This window comes from Pseudomonas sp. SJZ103 (assembly GCF_007828335.1).
Lineage (GTDB): Bacteria > Pseudomonadota > Gammaproteobacteria > Pseudomonadales > Pseudomonadaceae > Aquipseudomonas.
Genome location: NZ_VIUN01000014.1, coordinates 87,358 through 103,258, shown reverse-complemented (window position 1 = coordinate 103,258; position 15,901 = coordinate 87,358). Strand labels below are relative to the sequence as shown.

At 60.2% G+C, this 15,901-nt stretch carries 18 protein-coding genes; 16 read left to right on the top strand and 2 right to left on the bottom strand.

Features of this window, described 5'->3' with window-relative positions; translation table 11 throughout:
• Window positions 1-76 precede the first annotated feature (76 nt).
• The 11 genes from FBY10_RS25000 to FBY10_RS24950 all read left to right on the top strand — a co-directional run bounded on the left by FBY10_RS25000 (window position 77) and on the right by FBY10_RS24950 (window position 9,272).
• Window positions 77-1,201 carry an amidase gene (locus tag FBY10_RS25000; protein WP_145338144.1) on the top strand — a complete coding sequence of 375 codons (1,125 nt, stop codon included), beginning with the start codon at window positions 77-79 and terminating at the stop codon, window positions 1,199-1,201.
• Between the two features lies 1 nt (window position 1,202).
• On the top strand, window positions 1,203-1,724 hold the full coding sequence (locus tag FBY10_RS24995) for a nuclear transport factor 2 family protein (protein WP_099491980.1): 522 nt from the start codon (window positions 1,203-1,205) through the stop codon (window positions 1,722-1,724).
• Window positions 1,725-1,814: 90 nt separating this feature from the next.
• Window positions 1,815-2,438 carry an NIPSNAP family protein gene (locus FBY10_RS24990; RefSeq protein ID WP_099491981.1) on the top strand — a complete coding sequence of 208 codons (624 nt, stop codon included), beginning with the start codon at window positions 1,815-1,817 and terminating at the stop codon, window positions 2,436-2,438.
• A gap of 343 nt (window positions 2,439-2,781) precedes the next feature.
• Complete coding sequence (gene iacA, locus FBY10_RS24985) at window positions 2,782-3,954, top strand: indole-3-acetate monooxygenase (protein ID WP_145338143.1); 1,173 nt, start codon at window positions 2,782-2,784, stop codon at window positions 3,952-3,954.
• 16 nt (window positions 3,955-3,970) lie between these two features.
• Complete coding sequence (locus tag FBY10_RS24980) at window positions 3,971-4,333, top strand: hypothetical protein (protein ID WP_017528258.1); 363 nt, start codon at window positions 3,971-3,973, stop codon at window positions 4,331-4,333.
• 19 nt (window positions 4,334-4,352) lie between these two features.
• Window positions 4,353-5,627 (top strand): Rieske 2Fe-2S domain-containing protein, encoded by a 1,275-nt coding sequence (locus tag FBY10_RS24975; RefSeq protein ID WP_099491983.1) that lies wholly within the window; start codon window positions 4,353-4,355, stop codon window positions 5,625-5,627.
• A 15-nt stretch (window positions 5,628-5,642) separates the two neighbouring features.
• Window positions 5,643-6,119, top strand: coding sequence for an aromatic-ring-hydroxylating dioxygenase subunit beta (locus FBY10_RS24970; protein ID WP_145338142.1), 477 nt, complete (start codon window positions 5,643-5,645; stop codon window positions 6,117-6,119).
• Between the two features lie 11 nt (window positions 6,120-6,130).
• Window positions 6,131-6,871: an SDR family NAD(P)-dependent oxidoreductase gene (locus tag FBY10_RS24965; RefSeq protein ID WP_145338141.1), complete on the top strand. Its 741-nt coding sequence runs from the start codon at window positions 6,131-6,133 to the stop codon at window positions 6,869-6,871.
• 50 nt (window positions 6,872-6,921) lie between these two features.
• Window positions 6,922-7,881, top strand: coding sequence for a PDR/VanB family oxidoreductase (locus FBY10_RS24960; RefSeq protein ID WP_099491986.1), 960 nt, complete (start codon window positions 6,922-6,924; stop codon window positions 7,879-7,881).
• Window positions 7,882-7,892: 11 nt separating this feature from the next.
• Window positions 7,893-8,390, top strand: coding sequence for a flavin reductase (locus tag FBY10_RS24955; protein WP_065930110.1), 498 nt, complete (start codon window positions 7,893-7,895; stop codon window positions 8,388-8,390).
• Between the two features lie 189 nt (window positions 8,391-8,579).
• The gene (locus tag FBY10_RS24950) at window positions 8,580-9,272 is read left to right on the top strand and encodes a LysR substrate-binding domain-containing protein (RefSeq protein WP_306100829.1); all 693 of its coding nucleotides are present in this window, start codon (window positions 8,580-8,582) and stop codon (window positions 9,270-9,272) included.
• 303 nt (window positions 9,273-9,575) lie between these two features.
• Here FBY10_RS24950 and FBY10_RS24945 read toward each other — a convergent pair whose 3' ends face one another.
• Window positions 9,576-10,223 carry a TetR/AcrR family transcriptional regulator gene (locus FBY10_RS24945; protein WP_145338140.1) on the bottom strand — a complete coding sequence of 216 codons (648 nt, stop codon included), beginning with the start codon at window positions 10,221-10,223 and terminating at the stop codon, window positions 9,576-9,578.
• Between the two features lie 108 nt (window positions 10,224-10,331).
• Here FBY10_RS24945 and FBY10_RS24940 point away from each other — a divergent pair, with 108 nt between their 5' ends.
• The 5 genes from FBY10_RS24940 (at window position 10,332) to FBY10_RS24920 (ending at window position 15,031) form a co-directional block, all read left to right on the top strand.
• Window positions 10,332-11,225, top strand: a complete 894-nt coding sequence (locus FBY10_RS24940; RefSeq protein ID WP_055005290.1) for an NAD(P)/FAD-dependent oxidoreductase — start codon at window positions 10,332-10,334, stop codon at window positions 11,223-11,225.
• 102 nt (window positions 11,226-11,327) lie between these two features.
• On the top strand, window positions 11,328-11,717 hold the full coding sequence (locus FBY10_RS24935; protein ID WP_054984084.1) for an antibiotic biosynthesis monooxygenase: 390 nt from the start codon (window positions 11,328-11,330) through the stop codon (window positions 11,715-11,717).
• Between the two features lie 29 nt (window positions 11,718-11,746).
• A complete protein-coding gene (locus FBY10_RS24930) occupies window positions 11,747-12,610 on the top strand; it encodes a class I SAM-dependent methyltransferase (RefSeq protein ID WP_145338139.1) in 864 nt (287 codons plus the stop codon).
• Between the two features lie 141 nt (window positions 12,611-12,751).
• Window positions 12,752-13,372: a TetR/AcrR family transcriptional regulator gene (locus FBY10_RS24925; protein ID WP_145338138.1), complete on the top strand. Its 621-nt coding sequence runs from the start codon at window positions 12,752-12,754 to the stop codon at window positions 13,370-13,372.
• A 387-nt stretch (window positions 13,373-13,759) separates the two neighbouring features.
• Window positions 13,760-15,031: an OmpP1/FadL family transporter gene (locus FBY10_RS24920; protein WP_137211798.1), complete on the top strand. Its 1,272-nt coding sequence runs from the start codon at window positions 13,760-13,762 to the stop codon at window positions 15,029-15,031.
• 71 nt (window positions 15,032-15,102) lie between these two features.
• On the opposite strand, the gene FBY10_RS24915 is transcribed toward FBY10_RS24920, so the two are convergent.
• Window positions 15,103-15,888 carry an SDR family oxidoreductase gene (locus FBY10_RS24915; RefSeq protein WP_092484067.1) on the bottom strand — a complete coding sequence of 262 codons (786 nt, stop codon included), beginning with the start codon at window positions 15,886-15,888 and terminating at the stop codon, window positions 15,103-15,105.
• Window positions 15,889-15,901: the final 13 nt, after the last annotated feature.

Sequence of the window (15,901 nt, the reverse complement as noted above, 5' to 3'; positions counted from 1 at the left end):
ATTCGGTGAGTGTGAAAAAAAGGAAAGGGCGCATCGGGCGCCCCCATTCCGCATTTCACAGTGAAGGTAACCCGACATGACCCTGGTGATTGAACAGCTTTTCCTTGGCGGCGATGGGCCGACCGTGATGGTCAAGGACACAATTGATCTGGCTGGCCTGCCTACCCGTGCATCGAGCCAGGCCCTTGAGGATGCCGCACCTGCCACGGTCCACGCCGATGTGGTGCAGGCGCTGCTGGAGAAGGGCTGTCGCCTGGTGGGGAAGACCAGCCTGCATGAACTGGCGTTTGGCACCACGGGCATCAATCACTGGACCGGCACTGCGCCCAATCCGCGTTTCCCCGGGCGTATTCCGGGCGGTTCCTCCAGTGGCTCGGCAGCTGCCGTGGCGGCCGGGCTGGCAGATTTTTCCCTGGGAACCGACACCGGCGGCTCTGTGCGCATACCGGCGTGTTGCTGTGGGGTGTTCGGCTTCAAGCCGACGTTCGGGCGGGTCAGCCGCCGTGGCGTAATGCCGGCGCACAGCAGCCTCGACTGCGTCGGTCCGTTTGCCGCGAGCCTGCCGATGCTGGTCACGGCCATGCAGGTGATCGACGCCAGCTTCAAGCCGGTGTCGGCGCCGGACTCGCCGCGCCTGGGTGTCGTGACGGTGCAGGCTGGCGCCGCCGTACAGCGAGTGATCGATGCCGCCATCGCGGTGATCCGTCTACCCGGTGAACGTCTCACACTGCCCAGCCTCAAGGCGGCCTATGACGCTGGCATGGTGGTAATCAACCGCGAAACGTTCGATGCCTGCGGTCACTTGCTGGAAACCGGCAAGGTGGGCGCCGACATTGCCGCGCGCCTGGCCGCCGCCGGCAATACCACGGCGGCCGCGTTGGCCGAAGCCGAGCGGGTGCGCAGGCAGTTCACGGCCGAAGTCGACGCCGCCTTGCAGCATGTCGATGTGCTGGTACTGCCGACCATGCCTGACTTCCCCTTGACCCTGGCCGAGGCCACTGACACCCAGGCAGTGCTCGGAATGACCGCCTTCGTGCGCCCGTTCAATCTGTCGGGACACCCGGCGCTGAGCATTCCGCTGGCCAGCGCCGAAGGACTTCCGGTGGGCCTGCAACTGGTGGGGGCCAAGGGTGCCGATGAGCAACTGCTGGCCATTGCCGGCCGCCTGCTCGAGCGTCTGCATGCCGGGGGAGAGGTCTGAAATGAACGCAACCATCCCGCGAGCGGACCTGGAGCGACGCCTGCGCCGTTTTGAAATCGAAGCCAGCGCCCGTGCCTGCATGAACCGCTACATGGTGCTGTGTGATGCGCTCGATGCACGCACGCCACTCCTCGAACTGGCCGGTCTGTTCACCCTTGATGCCGTGTGGGAGGGCAAAGGCGCGAAGTACGCCCACAGCTTCGGTGGCTATCGTGGACGCGAAGCGATTACCGCGATGTTCGCTGGTTACATGAAAACCCCGGCGCACTTTGCCCTCAACGTGCACTTCCTCACCAGCGAGCTGATCGAGGTGCAGGACGATACCGTGCTCGGCAGTTGGGTAATGTTGCAGACGTCCACCTTCGCCAGCGGCGCCTCCCACCTTAACGCCGCGCGCCTGAACGTGCGCTTTGCCGAGGAAGACGGGCAGTGGCGCATGGCGCACTTCCAGACCGAAAACCTGTTCAGCCGCCCGGTTGAGGCATGGAACAGCGACGCCGAGTTACCGGTGCCTCGCCAATAGCGCTCACTTCCCCCCCCCCCTCGTTTTGCACGCTCCCGCGACTGCCCGACAAGGGCGGTCGCGCCGTGCGCGTAGTCCCTGGAGATTGCCTTGAAACTGTTCGAATTGTTGACCTTTACCCTGCGTGTTCGCACCGTGCCTCAAGCCTTGCCGCGTCTGGAGCGGAGCTTGCGCGAAGCGGGCGAGGGCGTGCATTTGATGGGCTGCTGGGTGTCGGAAATCGGCCAGCAGAATCGCATCGCGGTCCTGCGCGGGTTCGACGATGGCGGCGCTCGCGAACGCGAGCGCGAACGGTATCTACTGGCGGCCGATGGGTTTGCGATTGGCGAATTTCTGCTTGACCAGCAGGTGGACGATTACAGCGCCTTCGCCTTCGTAGAGCCGCTGCCTCCCGGGGCTCACGGCCCGTTCTACGAATTGCGCGAATACAACCTGGTACCCAGCGGGCTGGCACCGACGTTGCGCGGTTGGTGCAAGTCCATAGAGCGTCGCACCAGGACGGATTATTCCCGGGTATACGCCGCGTTCTATGCCACCAGCGGGCAGATTCCGCGTTATCTGCATATCTGGCCCTACAGCTCGCTGGAGCAGCGCCTTGAAGTACGTACTCGCGCCGTGGTCGACGGCGCCTGGCCACCTGAAGATTCGGCGCCGCAGCTCAAGCAGATGCATTCCACGGTTTACCTGCCGGCGCCGTTCTCACCATTGCGCTGAAAGCGTTACGAAAAAACAGCATGTTTTCCGATAATCGCACAATAATTTTTTGAATTATCCTCAAAGCATAAAGACATATCTAAACGCATTTAAACCAATTAAAACAGCTACTTAAATATTTTTATTCTGGATTTGTCACTGAATTATTACGTGATTAGTGTTGTTTTTAATCGCGATAAATCAATTGACAATTCACGTAATCGAGCTCAGATTCACCCCAACGGCACCCACAAAAACAAAGGTAACCACTATGCCGATCCATCGCCCCCGTTCCGTCTCCCGTCCCAGCTCGACACTGCCTTCCTGCTCAGCCCAATACCGTTCCTGACAACGGAGTAAATGTATGCATTCGCTAAAAAAACCAGCGGTCGATACCGTGAGCTCGCTTGCCAGTGGCCCGACCTTCGACGCCTTGCTTGTCGATGTGCGTGAGCGTGCCAGGGCCGGTGAATTCGACCGCCAGCGCCACATCTCGCGGGATGTGATCGAGTCCTTCAAACAGCACGGCGTTTATCGGGCGCTGGTGCCCAAGCGCTTCGGTGGCCTGGAGTGTTCGCCGGCCGAGTTCTGCCAGTTGATCGAGCGTATTGCCCAGGCCGATGGTTCTGCCGGCTGGGTTGCCAGCTTCGGCATGAGCCCGGTTTACCTTGCCGCACTGCCGCTGGACAGCATCGCCAAGGTGTATGCCGATGGTCCTGACCGGGTATTCGCCGGTGGCATCTTTCCGCCGCAACCGGCGGAAGTGGTCGAAGGCGGCTTTGTGGTCAATGGTCGTTGGAAATACTCCAGCGGCTCCCTGGGCGCCGACATTGTCGGCGTCGGTATCGCCCCGAAGAACGGCGACACCTTCGGCCTGCCACGCATTGCAGTGATGCCGCGCAGTGAGATCCGCATCGACGAAACCTGGGACACCGTCGGCCTGCTCGGCACCGGCAGCCATGACTTGGTGGTGGAAAACGTGCGGGTCTGCGAGGAGTGGACCTTCGTGCGCGGCGGCCTGCCGAACCTGGACGAGCCGTTCTTTCGTTACCCGTCGCTGTCGTTCGCCACCCAAGTGCTGTCGGTCGTCGGCCTTGGCGTCGCCCGCGCGGCACTGGATGCCCTTTCGGACATGGCCAGCGGGCGCGTCTCGGTCACCGGCGCCCCGGCGATTGCCGACCGGCCCCTGGCCCAGGTCGATATTGCCCGGGCAGAAGCCGAGCTGCGAGCCGCGCGGGCGTTTTTCTACGAGTCCATCGACCGCGCCTGGAACTACGTACTGGCCGGCGATGCGGTGCCGGTGGCCGCAACCAACCTACTGCGCCTGTCGTCGACCCATGCCACCCGCGTCGCTGCCGATGTGGCGCGCACCGCGCAGATGCTCTCGGGCATGAGCGGTGTGTACAACGACAGCCCGCTGGCACGCTGCGTCAACGACGCCCAGGTGGTGACCCAGCACGCTTTCATGGGCGACATCACCTATCAAAATGCCGGAGCCATGTTCTTCGGCAAACAGCCTTTGCCTGGCTACCTCTAACCGTCGAGGAAATGAAATGAGCGATAAAAAGACCTTGCGCGTGCTGTTCTGCATGGGCATCAACCAGAATTTTTTCGATGCCCCGCGCGATGAACAATTGCAGGTGTGGGCAGCGTTCAGTGCAATGTGGAACGGTATCCACGACCTGGCCGGGGTCAAGGTGCTGGGCAATATGGATGACGACCAGAGCATGGTCGGGCCGTCCGATGGCTTCCCCTGGACCACCTACCTGTTGGCCGACGTGCCGGATATCGAGACCGTGCATGCCGCGTGCAACCTGTTTCGTAGCACCCCGGTGGGCGATGGCCCTTACAAGCTGTGGCGCTACACCAAGGTTGAAGCCCGGGTTGGGCGCGAGCTGATCATTCAGCGTACTTGATGCCGACGAGGATACTTCCATGAGCAAGCTGATTCCCGCTGTAAACCTCGCCGTCGACCCCGCTGAACGGGTACAGGCCGATCGCGTCCACACCTCGATGTATACCGATGCGCAACTGTTCGACGCCGAGCTGGAGAAGATTTTCTATAGCACCTGGATCTGGGTCGCCCACGAAAGCGAGATCCCCGACAACGGCAGCTACAAGACCACCTATATCGGCAAGCAGCCGGTGATCGTGGTGCGTGACCGCAAGAAAGACGTGCACGTGCTGCTCAACCGTTGTCGCCACCGTGGCGCCACTGTGTGCGAACACAAAAAAGGCAAGACCAACAGCTTCGTCTGCCCTTACCACGGCTGGGGCTACGCGCTCGACGGCTCACTGCGTGGCATCCCACACCCGGAAAGCTACGGCGACTGCATCGACAAGGCCGAGCTGCCGCTGGTCAGCCTGCGTACCGAAAGCTACGCCGGCATGATCTTCGCCACCTTCAAGGACGACATCGAGCCGCTGGAAGACTACCTCGGTGCGGCGAAAAAATGGATGGACCTGTTCATGAAGCAGGGCGCCGGTTATGGCATCAAGGTGCCGGGCGAGCACCGTTTTCGCTTCCCCGGCAACTGGAAGATCCAGCTGGAAAACACCACCGACGCCTACCACTTCCCGTTGGTGCACAAGAGTTTTCTGTCGTCGGTGGATGAGCAGACCCTGGCGCTGTTCGACTTCGTCAAAGGACCTGGCTACGTCGAGGACCTGGGCAACGGCCACAGCGTGATGGTGATGATTCCCGACTTGATCGACCTCGAAGCCGACCTGGACAAGCCGATTCCCGAGCGCTTCGAAGAGCTGGCCGCCGAGCTGCGTGACGAGGGCATCGAGGAGCAGCAGGTGCGCCGGATCGTGCGTGCGGTCGGCGGCACCGGCTTCAACCTCAACCTGTTCCCCAACGTTGCATGCTCGATGGCGTTTTTCCGGGTGCTGCAGCCGATCTCGGTGACCGAGACCGAAATCCACCACTCGGTGATCACCATGGACGGCGGGCCGGCCGTGGCCAACCGCTATCGACTGCGCCTGCATGAGCACTTCCAGGGGCCGATGGGCTTCGGCACTCCGGACGATTCCGAGGCCTGGGAGCGGGTACAGAAGGGCGCCAACGCTGGTGAAGATCTATGGATCATGCTCAACCGCGGCTTGCCCGGCGAGCAGGCCAGCGCAGACGGGCTGGTATCCGACGTGAGTGCCGAAACCGGTATGCGCGCCGCCTATCAGCAGTGGAAAAAGATGATGTCGGCCTGATCCGTGGAGAACCTTATGAACCTGCAATTACTGCAAGAAGTGACCGCTTTCATCTGGCAGGAAGGCGACATGCTCGACCACGGAGAATACGACGGCTGGTTGAAGATGTGGACCGAGAAGGGCACCTACATCATTCCCATCGACCCCAAGGAAACCGACTTCGAGAACACCCTCAACTACGCCTACGACGACCATCATATGCGTGAACTGCGGGTGCAGCGCCTGACCGGCGGCGAATCGATCTCCACCAGCCCGCAACCGCGAACGGTGCGCATGCAGTCGCGGTTCCGGGTGTTGGTCGATGACGGCGTGCAGGTGACTGTGCGCTGCGCGCAGAACATCCGTGAGTTCCGCAAGGAAAACCTGAAGTTCTACAGCGCCGACCTTACCTACCAACTGATCCGCAGCGAGGGTGGTTTCAAGATCCAGCGCAAAGTGGTCAGCCTGATCAACAGTGACGATGCCCTTGCCGGTATCGGCTACATCCTTTGAGGCGCGCCGACATGAGCCATATTGCATTGGTGACGGGTGCGGGGCAGGGGCTGGGGCAGCATTTCTGCGCCAGCCTCCTGCGGGCCGGGTACTCGGTGGCGATCACCGACCTCAACCTTGAAGCCGCACAGGCGTGCGCCCACCAGTTGGACCCGGGCGGCGAGCGCACGCTTGCGCTGCAACTGGACGCCGGGAGCAAAGCCGATTTCGAAGCGGGGCTGGACGAGGTGCTGGCGCGCTTCGGCGCGCTGCACGTGGTGGTCAATAACGCTGCCGTCACCAAGACCACGCCGCTGATGCAGATCAGCCCCGAGGAATTCGACGCCGTGGTGGGCCTGAACCTGCGCAGCGTCTTCCTCGGCTGCCAGGTGCTGGGCGCGTACATGGCCGAAACCGGCTATGGGCGGATCATCAACATGGCGTCCCTGGCCGGCCAGAACGGCGGTACTGCGACCGGCGCACACTATGCCGCGAGCAAGGGCGGCATCGTGACGCTGACCAAGATCTTCGCCAAGGAGTTTGCCGCCCGCGGGGTGACGGTCAATGCCATTGCCCCTGGCCCTATCGAGTCGGCGGCGGTGCGCGCAGCCATACCGGTCGAACGCCTGCCGGGACTGCTCGCCAATATCCCGGTGCAGCGCCTGGGAGATGCAGATTTTCTCGGTGACCTAATTGTGCAGTTGGCCCGGCCCGACGCCTATTTCACTACCGGGGCGACGTGGGATGTGAATGGCGGCTTGTTCATGCGCTGACTGATAGCGGCCGCCACGGCGGCCTTTGCGAACTCCATGGAATAACGGCCATGACTGAAGAACTGTTGGACGTAGTCGTGCGCAAGCGCGAGCTGCAAGGGGACGGCGTTGTCGTCCTGGACCTGACCCGTCGCGACGGCGCACCGTTGCCCGCGTTCGACGCCGGCGCGCATGTGGATATCCATATTGCCCCGGGGCTGGTGCGCCAGTACTCGTTGTGCGGCAACCCTGCGGATCCGAGCCTGTACCGCCTGGGTGTGCTCAAGGATCCGGCATCGCGCGGCGGTTCGGTCGGGGTGCATGACACCCTGCTCGAAGGCTGCGAGGTGCAGATCAGCGTACCGCGCAATCTGTTCGCGCTTGCACCGCAGGCGCGGCGTTCGGTGCTGCTGGGTGGCGGGATCGGCGTGACCCCGATGATCGCCATGGCCTACGCGCTGCACGCGGCCGGCCAGCCCTTCGAACTGCATTACTGCGGCCGTGAGCGCGGACGCAGTGCGTTCTTGGCGGAACTGGCCGACGCACCGTTTGCCGCGCAGGTGTTTACCCACTTCGACGATGAAGGGGCCGAACAGAAGCTCGACCTGGCCAAGGTGCTGGGCGAGGGCAAGACCGGCGTGCACATGTACACCTGCGGTCCCGCCGGCTTCATGGATTGGGTGATTCAGGGCGCCCGCGACCAGGGCTACACCGAAGCGCACATCCACAAGGAATATTTCCAAGTGGAAGTGGACAGCTCGGGGGGCAGCTTCGAAGTGGTAGCGGCCCGCAGCGGCAAGACCGTGCAGGTGGCAGAAGGGCAGAGCATTCTCGCCGCACTGGCGCAGGTCGGGATCAAGATCGAGATTTCCTGCGAGCAGGGTGTGTGCGGTACCTGCCTGTGCGATGTGCTCGAAGGCGAGCCGGATCATCGTGATGTGTACCTGACGGACGATGAGAAGGCCGGCAATGATCAAATTCTAGTGTGCTGTTCACGAGCCAAATCTAAAAAACTCGTGCTGGATATCTAAGGGGAACGACAATGGTAGACGTAGGCAGCTTTCGCAATGCAATGGCCATGCTGGGCGGTGCCGTGTCGGTCATCACCACTGATGGCGTGGCAGGCCGGTTCGGCTTTACCGCCTCGGCGGTGTGCAGCGTGACTGATTCACCGCCGACCCTGTTGGTATGCATGAACCGTTCCTCTCATTCCAACGAGCATTTCAAGCGTAACGGCACAGTGTGCGTAAACACCCTGTGCGGCGATCATCAGCATTTATCCGGTGCCTTTGCCGACCGCACGTTGAGTATGGATGAGCGCTTTGCCGTCACAGGCTGGACCACGCTTGAAAGCGGTGCGCCCGTGATGCTGCAAGCGCTGGTGAATTTCGACTGCCGGATCGTGCAGGTCCATGAAGTGGGCTCCCACAGTATTTTCTACTGTGAGGTCCAGACCATTCGCCAAAGCGGCGCGGACGAAGGCCTAGTGTATTTCAACCGTGCTTACCACCGCTTGGGCGAGGCATCGAAGGCCTGCTGAGCCTCAGCGATACCCAGTGCGCGCGCCTTCATTTTCGCTGGAGAAACGAAACAGCGGCACCAAGGGGCCGAAGGTTTCTTCAGCAGTAGGCGCCGCCGTTGTTTTGAAGCGCGCCTGAGCGGTGGACAAAACTGATGTCATTCAGCTTCAGGGCGATGTTAGGTCGCGTGTAGTGGCAGAGCCCCGCAATTGATCCGGCGTTTTCACGAGCGTTGGCCCAAGGCCTCATTGCATGTATCGGAAGGCTTGAGCACGTCGCTGCAGGAGTGGTTACTGGACGGTCGGATCCAGGTCGCCGTGGTGTACAACCAGCCACTGCTTGAGGCCTTTGATGTGCGGCCGATTTTCAGTAAACGCATGGTGCTGGTCGGACCGCCTGGGGAGACGCCGAAATCGGTGCGCATCATGGGGCTGGCGGATTTTCCATTGATCCTTCCCGGTCTGCCTCACAGCAACCGCCGGCTGATTGAACAAGTGGCGGCACAGAGCGGATTTCATTTGAATGTGATATTCGACGTGGACAGTGTCAGTCTGACCAAACGGATGGTCGCCGAAGGCATGGGCTACTCGATCCTGGCGCATGCCGCAGTCCAGGAGGATGTAGCCATGGGGGGCCTGGTGGGTCACGCGATTGAACGACCGGGCATTCGCTCCACGGTCTCGTTGACCACGCTCAAGGATCGCAGGAGCAGTCGGCTGGCCTTGAGCTGGGAAAAAAATTCTGTTGGAAACCCTGGAAGAGTTGGTGACGGCGGGGGCGTGGATGGACGCTACTCTTTGGCTTGGGCGAGAGTTATTTCGAGAGAGGCTTTTTGCGGGTCGGGCTGGGGGCATCCTTTTCAAACCATCCAAAGCATGCCCTCAGATGTGCCCCCAATGTAGCAATCCACTGGAAGTGAATGGAGCTCCATGGTTTGTGGAAAGGCAGAAATGATCAGATGAACAGCTCGCCCGGCGAAACCTAGAGACTCTCAGGATCCCCAAAAAACATTTTGACTAAGCTCTAGCGCGGTAGTTATAGCGTGAAAAACTCGAATTATGCCCCCAGTTTTGCCCCCAATTGCACGGGTGTTCGAGCGATCTCGAATGGCGATTTCTGCAGCGGGCCGGGGTGGCCGTGACTGGTATTCAGTGCGCCTCCATATACTGGATCAGCAACCCAAGCTGCCTGGAGCAATAAAATGCTTATCCGCCGGCGTGGTCGTTGCCGCCGTGCGCGGTGATGAACATGGCGACGGCCGACCGGCAATAGGATTCGATTTCGTTGTCGTCCTCTGCTCTCGCCTCATCGAAGCGCGCGATAATCAGGAGATCGGATCCTTTGAAGAGCGCGGCAAACAAGCGGGCGGACTGAAGAGGATCGGGCACGTTCAGCACCGCCTTCGCGTGCAACTGACGCAACAAGGCCTCGATTTGGGCGATGACATAGGCGGGGCCGGCTTCGTATTGGCGCTTGCTTAACGACTTTTGATTCGTCTTGTCGGCCATGATCATGGCTTCGACACTCCGCACGTCCGGGCTCAACAGCGTGCGAAGCAGGGTTGATCCCACCGCCATGAGCTGATCTTCGGCCGAACCGCCGACGCCTTCAAAAAGGGCTTGTGGTGCAAACTGCTGGCAGTGGGCCGCGATGGCTGCGCTGAACAGCGCCTCCTTGTTCTCGAAGTGCCGATAGATGCTTAGCTTGGATATCTTCGCCCGCTGGGCGACCTTGTCCATTGTCGTCGCTTGAAAACCCAATTCCACAAAAAGTTCGCACGCGGCGTCGGCTATCGTTTGGCCAAGCGCCTCGTTGGCGGGCCGGCCGCGCCGGCCCTGACTGTTTTCGCTCATAAAAAATTCCAGTACTTGACAGTATTCTAATTCTTGAATTAGGGTACTTCAAAGTATCTTAAAAGTGCAAGCCAATCTCCCTTCATCCACAGCACGGAGCCCATCACCATGAATGACGTCATCATCATCGGCGGCAGCTTTGCCGGGCTTGCCGCCGCCCTGCAGCTTGGCCGTGCCCGCCGAAAGGTCACCGTTCTCGATACCGGCCTGCCGCGCAATCGCTTCGCCGACCACTCGCATGGCCTGCTCGGCCACGACCACAAGCCACCGCTGGAGATCCTGGCCGAGGCGCGGCAGCAGCTGGCGCGCTATCCCACGGTCAGGCTGGTCACTGCCCGGGCCGAGAGTATCTCCGGCGCCATCGACGATTTCTCCGTCCTCACTGGCGATGGCGAAAGCCTCAAGGCGCGCCGCCTGATCCTGAGCTATGGCGTCGCCGATCAGATGCCTGAAGTTCCCGGCTTTGCCGAAGGCTGGGGCACCTCCATCGTGCCCTGCCCCTATTGCGACGGCTTTGAAGTTGCCGGCCGGCATTGGGGCCTCGTCTGGTCCGGCCCGCCGTCGCACAACTACGTCAGGCTATACCACGACTGGACCGACACATTGACGGTCTTCGCCAATGGTCACGACATTCCACCCGACATCCGGGCCGATCTGGCGCGCCGCGGCATCCCTGTCGTCGATGGCCGGATCACCGAAATCGACCATGACGAGAGCCATAACACCACCGTCAGGCTCGACGCCGGCCCCCCTGTCGCGGTCGACATTCTGTTCGCGCATCCGCGCAACAAGCCGTCCGCAAGCCTGCATGAATCGCTGGGCCTCGCCACGGTCGATACACCCCTGGGCATCGCCCTCAAGGTCGACGAGCGCCGCGAAACCAGCATGCCCGGCGTCTACGCCGCCGGCGACCTCGCCAATCCCCTCATGCCCTCGGTCACCACGGCATCATGGCAAGGCGCGACGGCGGGTATCTCCGCCCAGCAGTCGATGTTGGTTTGAGAGCACAGGTTCCCTTCTTCGGTGGTTGCTGGTTTCTGAATGTTGCTTCGAAGCAGCATCGATCACGCCAGTTTCAATTTCACAATAGACAGGAGCGCCACCATGGCCGACCAAAAGCCGCAAGACCGTAAATTCAAACCGCTAGACGATAAATTCCCGCTTGAGCGCCAACTCGGCATCGCGGCCGCGCCAGTCGTGCTCATCAACCTCTTCACGCTCGATTACGCCGACGAAGCGGGCTTCCTGGACGCTTTCAAGGCGGCTGCCGAGATCATAACGAAGCAACCGGGCTTCATTTCCATGCAACTGCATCGAGCGATCGGCGATAGCCCGACTTACCTGAACTATGTGGTGTGGGAATCCACCGAGACGGTCCGCGCCGGCCTCACCCATCCCGAGTTCGTCGCGAAGCTTTCGGCCTATCCGTCATCCGTCGTAGGCAGCCCGCACCTGTTCCAGAAGGTCGCCGTTCCCGGCTTTTGCACGGCCTAGTTAAGAGCGAATCAAAACGAGGAGATGTCATGACAGAGCAAAATGCCTATCAGGTAGCCGACTGGAATGGCCAAAGTGGAGAGTACTGGGCCGCCAACCAGGCCCGGCTCGACGCCATGTTCGCGGTGTTCGGCCAGGCCGCGATAGAAGCCGCCGCGCCCGCGACGGGCGAACGCGTTCTGGACGTCGGCTGCGGCGCGGGCGCCTCGAGTCTGGCTCTGGCCGCTCGCGTCGGCGCGGGCGGCCATGTGCTAGGCGTGGACATATCCGAACCGTTGATCGGCCGAGCGCGTGCGCTTGCGCCGAAGGATACGCCGGCCCTGTTCCGGGTGGCCGACGCCAGCAGCGCCGAGCTGCCCGAGGGCGCGTTCGACATCCTGTTCTCGCGTTTCGGGGTGATGTTCTTCGACGATCCGACTGGGGCGTTTGCCCATATGCGGCGTGCGCTGCGGCCGGGCGGGCGGGTCGCTTTCGTCTGCTGGCGCGGCCTGGCCGAGAACGATTGGCTGCGCCTGCCGATGGGCGCGATCAAGGACATCGTCCCGCTACCCGCGCCGCCCGGTCCCGAAGCGCCCGGCCCATTCTCGTTTGGCGACCGGGAGCGCGTGGCACGCATCCTGACAGCGGCCGGCTTCACCGATATCACCAGCACGCCCTTCGATGCTTCCATCCCGTTCGGCGAGGGCGTGACGCGGGACACGGCGATCGACGACGCGGTGAAGATGGCATTCGAGGGGGGGCCGCTGGCGCTTGTGCTCGCTGATCAGCCCGACGCCATTCGAGCCCGCGCCTGGGCCGCGGTTCGCGCCGCCTTCGCGGGCCTACCCGGCGAGCGGTCGGTGATGATCGACGGCGCGACGTGGATCGTCACGGCACGCAATCCGGCAAGCTGACAGGGATTGATGGGGGAGGTGTTTGGCCTTCCGCGTAGAGACAATTCACCTAAAACCAACCCTGATCATCGCGAGGTTGTGACAAAAGTATAATTTGGTCACTCGTTGTCAAGCGCTTTTCGGATGCGTAAGCTAGCTCGTATGAACAAGACATCCATAGCTTCCCCCAGCATCCGTGGCCCAGCCGATCATGAAATCCGGAATCAGATCGTCGTGGCGGCCAATCAGCACTTCAGTCAATACGGCTATAGCAAAACCACGGTTTCCGACCTGGCGAAAGCGATCGGGTTTTCCAAGGCGTACATCTACAAGTTTTTTGATTCCAAGCAGGCGATTGGTGAGGCTATCTGTGGCAATTGCCTGGCGGAAATCATCGCGGCCGTAGAACAGGCCATTAATGCAGAGGACATCTCGCCGACCGAACGTTTTCGACGCCTGGTGAAAACGCTGATCGCTACCGGGGTGAATTTGTTCTTCAGTGATCGAAAACTCTATGACATCGCCGCATTTGCAGCGTCTGAGAACTGGCCCTGCGCTCAGCAATATGATGCCTTGGTCAGGGACTTCGTGTTGCAGATTGTGCGTGAAGGCCGAGAAATCGGCGAATTTGAACGCAAAACACCCTTGGACGAAACAGTCGATTCGATCCACCTTGCGCTGCGCCCTTTCGTCAATCCGTTGCTTTTGCAATACAACCTTGACTTCGTCGAGCTGGCTCCGGTCCTCACCTCCAATCTCATTCTGCGTAGCTTGATGCCGTGAGCCTGCGCTAGTCATCTCTATCACTTTGCTCTGATATCAACGCTTAGATGATGGTGAACACCTATCCGGGTGGACACCATTTTCCGGGGCGCGGTATTAACTCAAATCCGGGGCCTGATCCCCGCATTCACAGCCATGTATCAAACCTCACTACGTAACTGAGTGGATTGTCCGCGCAGCATTTGCCGCGTAGCCATGCATGTTCATTTGCCGAATTTGTGACTGTTGACATTAATGGTCACATGAATAAATATGCTTTACCTATCCTGGAGGGATCGCCATGGCGCGCACGATCTTCGTACATCTGCGCAGCGGCCCCTCCCGGTAGCCCGAGCTCAGCGTGACGCTCTCTACCGCTTTATCCCGATGATCTATCGAGTCCTAATAATGAAAAAAATACTGCGCAGGACCCCGCTTGGCCTTGCTGTGGCCCTCTCGTCGACTCAACTGTTCGCGAGCGGTTTCGCTCTCAATGAACAAAGCATCAGTGGGATGGGCTCCGGATTTGCCGGCCGTTCTTCATCTGCAGAAGATGCGAGTACCGTCTTTGGTAATCCGGCCGGTATGTCTCGCTTGAAAAAAGAGCAGGCCAGCGTCGGGGCGGCAACGCTTTTCGCAAAGGCCAATATAAGCCAGACGCGCAGCACATTCGGGGGGCAGGAGGACGGGGACATGGTGCCGACCACGACAGTGCCCATGGGGTACTACGTCAAACCCATCGATGAGCATTGGGCGTTCGGTGTGGGTTTCTATGTGCCGTTTGGGCTAATGACCGATTATGGCAGTGGGTTCGCCGGCCGCTACTACGCCAACAAAAGTGAGGTCACGACCCTTACGTTTCAGCCCACCATCAGCTATGCGTTCAACGACAAGGTCTCGATCGGTTTCGGACCGACCATCAACCGTATCAGTGGTGAGCTTTCCGGGATGGTGCTCAATCCACTCAGCCCAGGCCGCAATGACGGAAAACTCAAAAGCACCGGCGACGACACGGCGCTTGGGTTTAACGCGGGTATTCTAGTGCAAGCGACAGATCGAACTCGGTTGGGTCTGACCTATCACTCCAAGGTCAGCTACCAGCTGGATGCCAAGACCAAGCTCACCGACGGCATCTTCAGTGTGCTGGGTGTAAGCGGTACGAGCTATGACGCTTCCTTGGATGTGGACACCCCGGAATCAGTCGATTTTTCCGTGACTCATCAACTCAACAGTGACTGGACGCTCTACCTGGGGAGTACGTGGACGCGCTGGAGTCGCTTCAAAGAGTTGGTGTTCGAAAACAGTGGTTTGCCTGCGGCGTTGAGCGGAACACTGAGTCGCATTACCGAGGAGCAGAATTGGCACGACACGTGGGCGCACGCTATCGGCACGGCGTATAAGCTGAACAATCAGTGGGTTCTTCGCGCCGGCTTCTCGGTTGACCAGTCCCCCGCCAACAACGTCAACCGTGGGCCGCGAATCCCTACCGGTGACCGGAAAGTCATCAGTGTCGGGGCAGGGTGGACGCCGGCAGAGAATGTCACGATCGATGTGGCGTATTCCTACCTATGGGAGGAAAGCGTACAGGTCAATGACGTATCCGCCTCAAGAGGCGCCTACAGCTCGAAGTATAAAAATAGCGCGAGTGGTTTGGGGACTTCTGTCAGTTATCGATTCTGACTCACTGCGGGGCCTGAGAGCGGATACCTATTGAATTAGGTATCCGTCGTCGGGGGCATTGCCTGGTCCGCTCAAACACCCATTACGCGCGACATCAGGCCCTGATGAAGTCGACGGGGGGTGGCCCAGGTCAAGACCGCAATAGCCTTGTTGCCAAAGCCCGGCACGACGCTCATACGGCCCGCGTGCAACGCTTGTATCCCTGCTCGAACGACAGGCTCAGGTTGCATCATGACCCTCTTCAAGACCGGTGTTATCTTTTGTTTGGCACTTGCTGCAAACCCGGTATCCGACATCCCTGGACAAAGCGCTGTGACCACCACACCGTCTTGTTTGAGTTCACGATGCAGTGCGTCGGAGAATCTGAGTACGTAAGCCTTGGCGGCAGAGTAAACCGCGAAATTCTTCACGCCTTGGTAGGACAGCAGGCTGGCCGTCATCAAAATATGCCCCTTGCGCCTGGCCCGCATGTCCTCTGCAAACAGACGAGTGATGGCGGTCAGGCTGGCGACGTCCAGGTCGATCATCGCCAGGGAGCTTTCGAGGGGCTCATCCAGGAATGCTCCCTGCAAGCCGTAACCCGCATTGTTGATCAGGACATCGACCACCGTATTGCTGTCATGCAGGCGCCGATGCAGATCGATAATCACATTTATTGATGAAAGATCTGCTTGCTGCACCATCACGTCGACGTCGAAACGACTACGCAATTCGTCCGCGAGTGCTTCAAGCTCGTTCAGCCTGCGGGCCACCAGAATCAGCGATTTCCCTTTTGCGGCGTACTGTCGGGCAAATTCCTTGCCGAATCCGCTGGACGCTCCAGTAATGAGCACCCATGAATTTTCTCTCACTGTCATCTTGCATACCCCT

Bases quoted from the DNA above. Each gene is read 5' to 3' on its own strand.
- FBY10_RS25000 (WP_145338144.1), top strand. From the start codon at position 77: ATGACCCTGGTGATTGAACAGCTTTTCCTTGGCGGCGATGGGCCGACC.
- FBY10_RS24995 (WP_099491980.1), top strand. From the start codon at position 1,203: ATGAACGCAACCATCCCGCGAGCGGACCTGGAGCGACGCCTGCGCCGT.
- iacA (WP_145338143.1), top strand. From the start codon at position 2,782: ATGCATTCGCTAAAAAAACCAGCGGTCGATACCGTGAGCTCGCTTGCC.
- FBY10_RS24980 (WP_017528258.1), top strand. From the start codon at position 3,971: ATGAGCGATAAAAAGACCTTGCGCGTGCTGTTCTGCATGGGCATCAAC.
- FBY10_RS24975 (WP_099491983.1), top strand. From the start codon at position 4,353: ATGAGCAAGCTGATTCCCGCTGTAAACCTCGCCGTCGACCCCGCTGAA.
- FBY10_RS24970 (WP_145338142.1), top strand. From the start codon at position 5,643: ATGAACCTGCAATTACTGCAAGAAGTGACCGCTTTCATCTGGCAGGAA.
- FBY10_RS24965 (WP_145338141.1), top strand. From the start codon at position 6,131: ATGAGCCATATTGCATTGGTGACGGGTGCGGGGCAGGGGCTGGGGCAG.
- FBY10_RS24960 (WP_099491986.1), top strand. From the start codon at position 6,922: ATGACTGAAGAACTGTTGGACGTAGTCGTGCGCAAGCGCGAGCTGCAA.
- FBY10_RS24955 (WP_065930110.1), top strand. From the start codon at position 7,893: ATGGTAGACGTAGGCAGCTTTCGCAATGCAATGGCCATGCTGGGCGGT.
- FBY10_RS24945 (WP_145338140.1), bottom strand. From the start codon at position 10,223: ATGAGCGAAAACAGTCAGGGCCGGCGCGGCCGGCCCGCCAACGAGGCG.
- FBY10_RS24940 (WP_055005290.1), top strand. From the start codon at position 10,332: ATGAATGACGTCATCATCATCGGCGGCAGCTTTGCCGGGCTTGCCGCC.
- FBY10_RS24935 (WP_054984084.1), top strand. From the start codon at position 11,328: ATGGCCGACCAAAAGCCGCAAGACCGTAAATTCAAACCGCTAGACGAT.
- FBY10_RS24930 (WP_145338139.1), top strand. From the start codon at position 11,747: ATGACAGAGCAAAATGCCTATCAGGTAGCCGACTGGAATGGCCAAAGT.
- FBY10_RS24925 (WP_145338138.1), top strand. From the start codon at position 12,752: ATGAACAAGACATCCATAGCTTCCCCCAGCATCCGTGGCCCAGCCGAT.
- FBY10_RS24920 (WP_137211798.1), top strand. From the start codon at position 13,760: ATGAAAAAAATACTGCGCAGGACCCCGCTTGGCCTTGCTGTGGCCCTC.
- FBY10_RS24915 (WP_092484067.1), bottom strand. From the start codon at position 15,888: ATGACAGTGAGAGAAAATTCATGGGTGCTCATTACTGGAGCGTCCAGC.